This window comes from Porticoccus sp., assembly GCF_041592135.1.
Lineage (GTDB): Bacteria > Pseudomonadota > Gammaproteobacteria > Pseudomonadales > Porticoccaceae > Porticoccus.
Genome location: NZ_JBFHQR010000178.1, coordinates 1 through 3,639 on the forward strand (window position 1 = coordinate 1; position 3,639 = coordinate 3,639).

At 61.7% G+C, this 3,639-nt stretch carries 2 protein-coding genes and 1 riboswitch; both genes read left to right on the forward strand.

The window, feature by feature from the left end; translation table 11 throughout:
- Positions 1 to 1,272 (forward strand): DNA repair protein RadA (gene radA, locus ABY948_RS11640; protein ID WP_461482702.1); only part of this gene is annotated, 1,272 nt, incomplete at its 5' end.
- Positions 1,273 to 1,317: 45 nt separating this feature from the next.
- A riboswitch (cobalamin riboswitch) is annotated at positions 1,318 to 1,571 on the forward strand.
- 109 nt (positions 1,572 to 1,680) lie between these two features.
- Positions 1,681 to 3,537, forward strand: coding sequence for a TonB-dependent receptor domain-containing protein (locus tag ABY948_RS11645; RefSeq protein ID WP_461482703.1), 1,857 nt, complete (start codon positions 1,681 to 1,683; stop codon positions 3,535 to 3,537).
- The last annotated feature ends 102 nt before the right edge of the window (positions 3,538 to 3,639 follow it).

Here is a 3,639-nt window from a genome sequence, read left to right on the forward strand (position 1 = left end):
CTGGCCGAAGTCAGGCTCGGGCCGGTCAGCCGCGCGAGTGGCCGCAGCAGCACGGGATTCGCGGGCGCCGCGGATGGCCTGATCAGCACCCTGGCCGAAATCGAGCTGGCGGATATCCCCCGCATCGGCACCGGCACCGCCGAACTGGACCTGGTGCTGGGCGGTGGCCTGGTGCCCGGTTCCTGCATTCTGGTGGGGGGTGAACCTGGTGCCGGCAAAAGCACCCTGCTGCTGCAAACCCTCTGCAAGCTCGCCGAAACCCTGCCGGCGCTCTATGTCACCGGTGAAGAGTCTCCCCAGCAGGTGGCCATGCGCGCCCATCGCCTGGGATTGCCCACCGACAAATTGCAGATCATGGCCGAGACGGCGGTGGAAACCGTCTGTGCTACCGCCGCCCGGCTGGCGCCGAAAATTCTGGTGGTGGATTCCATCCAGGTGATGCACCTGGACGATATCGCTTCGGCGCCCGGCAGTGTCTCCCAGGTGCGGGAGAGCGCCGCCATGCTGGTGCGCCACGCCAAGCAGAGCGGTACGGTGTTGCTACTGGTGGGCCATGTCACCAAGGACGGCAGCCTGGCCGGCCCCAAGGTGCTGGAGCACATGATCGACTGTTCGCTGATGCTGGAGGGCTCCAGCGACAGTCACTTCCGCACCCTGCGCAGCCATAAAAACCGCTTCGGCGCGGTCAATGAACTGGGCGTGTTCGCCATGACCGACAAGGGCCTGCGGGAAGTGTCCAATCCCTCCGCCATCTTCCTGCAGCGGGGCGACGAAGTGGCTTCCGGCAGCGTGGTGATCGTGGTCTGGGAGGGCACCCGGCCGCTGTTGGTGGAATTGCAGGCGCTGGTGGACGACAGCCACCTGGGCAATCCGCGCCGGGTCACCGTGGGCTTGGAGCACAACCGCCTGGCGATGCTGCTGGCGGTGTTGCACCGCCACGGCGGGGTGATGGTGGGCGACCAGGATGTGTTCGTCAACGTGGTGGGCGGCGTCAAGGTGCTGGAAACCAGCGCCGACCTGGCATTGATTCTGGCGGTGATTTCCAGCTTCCGCGACCATCCGCTGCCCCGGGATCTGGTGGTGTTTGGCGAAGTCGGCTTGTCCGGTGAAATCCGCCCGGTACAGAACGGCCAGGAGCGTCTTCGGGAGGCCGCCAAACACGGTTTCAAGCGGGCCATCGTGCCCGCCGGCAATGCCCCGCGGCAGCCGATCAAGGGTATGGAAGTGGTGCCGGTGCGCAAGCTCACCGACGCCCTGGAAGCCCTCGGCTGATTTCCCCCGCAATTGACTTTGCCCGCCCGCGGGCGTAAATTCCACGCCCTTGCTTTGGCAATAGGTTCCCATCGCGCCGCCCGGCGCCGTGGGTGAAACGGGAAGTTGGTGCGCCGTATAACCGCCTTGTATATCAGGTGGTTGGCTATTCCAACACTGCCCCCGCAACGGTAATTGAGTGAACCCCTGATACGGGTTCAAGGGCCAGATCACACAGCCACTGTGCACCTGCATGGGAAGGCGATCTGGCAGGGAAACCGCTCATGAGTCCGGAGACCGGCCTGTCGCTATGCAAACGAACCACGGGGGGTGGTTGCGTTGTATAGACAGCCCTGTTGTCTTCTCGCCCAGTCTCCCCGTGGACCTTCCACCTGTACTCGCTCGGGGTTGAGCGTTTGAGGAGACTCCATGAAATCCTTTTTGCCCGTATCGATGGCCTTTGCCATCGCTTTTTCTGCAGTTGCTATTGCCGACGAACATCCCACCGAAGAAATTGTCGTCACCGCGACCCGAACCGCCACAGCTATTTCCCGCACCCTGGCACCGGTCACCGTGCTCACCGAGGCGGATATCCAGCGCCTGCAGCCGGTCGATTTGATCGACCTGTTCAATCATTTGCCGGGGGTGGATGTCACCCGCTCCGGCAGTATGGGTTCCACCAGCAGCCTGTTCATGCGCGGTACCAACAGTGATCACACCCTGTTCCTGGTGGACGGCCAGCGCATCAACAGTGCCAGCCTCGGTTCCACCAACTTCCAGTTTCTCGATCCCAGCCAGATCGAGCGCATCGAAGTGGTGCGCGGTGCGCGCTCCAGCATCTATGGCAGCGATGCCATCGGTGGCGTGATTCAGATTTTCACCAAGCAGGGATCGGGCGCACCCCATGCCAGTGTTTCCACGGAAACGGGTTCCAACGATACCCAGCGGGTGGCCGCCAGTGTCGGTGGTGGCCTGGAAAATTTCCGCTATGCCTTCGATGCCTCCTACCTGGACAGCGACGGTATCGACAGCCGGCTTGACGACAGCGGCACCAACCGCGATCACGATGGCTATCGCAACCGTTCCTTCAATGGCAGCCTCGGTTACCGCTTTGCCAATGACCTCGATATCAGCCTGAGCTTGCTGCAGGCCAATGCCCGCAACTACTACGACGGCTCATCCGTTCAGGACCTGTACCAGGACAGCTGGATCCAGAACATCGCCTTCAAGGTCGATGCGCCCCTGACCGACTGGTGGCGCAGCCGGGTTTCCCTGGGGGAGTCGGTGGATGACAGCGACAGCATCGATGGCCTCACCGGTTTCAACGATGGGGATTTCCGCACCGTGCGGGAAAGCGCCTCCTGGCAGAACGACTTTTCTGTTTACGAGGGGCAGCTGGTCACCCTGGGCTTTGATTTCTACAACGATGACCTGGATTCGAGTAACGCCTTTCAGGACAGCGACGGCAATCCGGTCAGCGACCGCTACAACCGGGCGACCTTTGCCCAGTACCAGGGCAGCTACTCCATCTTCGATATCATGGTGGGCATCCGCGAGGACGATGACGAGGCCTTCGGCACCCACACCACCGGTAACCTGGCCCTCGGCATCCAAGTGGATGATTACCACCGGGTAACCCTGAGCTGGGGGGAGGGCTTCAAGGCACCTACCTTCAACGACCTGTATTGGCCGCCAAGCATGTTCTCGGCCGGTAATCCCGACGTGATGCCAGAGGAGTCGGAGAACTACGGAATCGATTTCAGTGGCTACTATGAAGCCTGGAACTGGCAGCTGTCCCTGTATCAGAACAGGGTCGACAACCTGATCCAGTGGGCCCCCGACGACAGCTTTGTGTGGCGCCCGTCGAATGTGGCCCAGGCCAAGATCAAGGGCGCGGAGCTGGTGCTGGCCGCCTGTCTGGGTGAGTGGGATATCAGCACCAGCCTCTCCTATACCGATCCCCGCGACGAAGACACCGACAAGGTGCTGATCAGCCGCGCCAAGAAATCCCTGCTGGTGGATGTGGGGCGGGACTTCGGCCGCTGGGATCTGGGTCTGTCCCTCAATGCCCGCAGTGAGCGCTTCCTGGACACCAACAACGACGACAGTCTGGGCGGTTATTCGCTGCTCGATGTGCGCTTTGGCTATGATGTCACCCCGAGGCTCAAGGCCCAGTTGAAGGTGAACAATGTTCTCGACAAGCACTACCGCACCAATGGCAGTAGCTGGGCCAAATACAACGAAGATGACGCCAACTGGATGCTGAAGTTGACCTACGCCATCTGATGTCCTCCAGTCCGGCCATCAGCCACAACCACTGACAGAGGGATAAACAGCCCATGACAGACCAGCAGCGAGATGCCGAGCGCCACAAGCGCAAGATGCAGA

What these genes read in the sequence shown, in the direction of transcription:
- ABY948_RS11645 (WP_461482703.1), top strand. Translation starts at nt 1,681, where the DNA reads ATGAAATCCTTTTTGCCCGTATCGATGGCCTTTGCCATCGCTTTTTCT.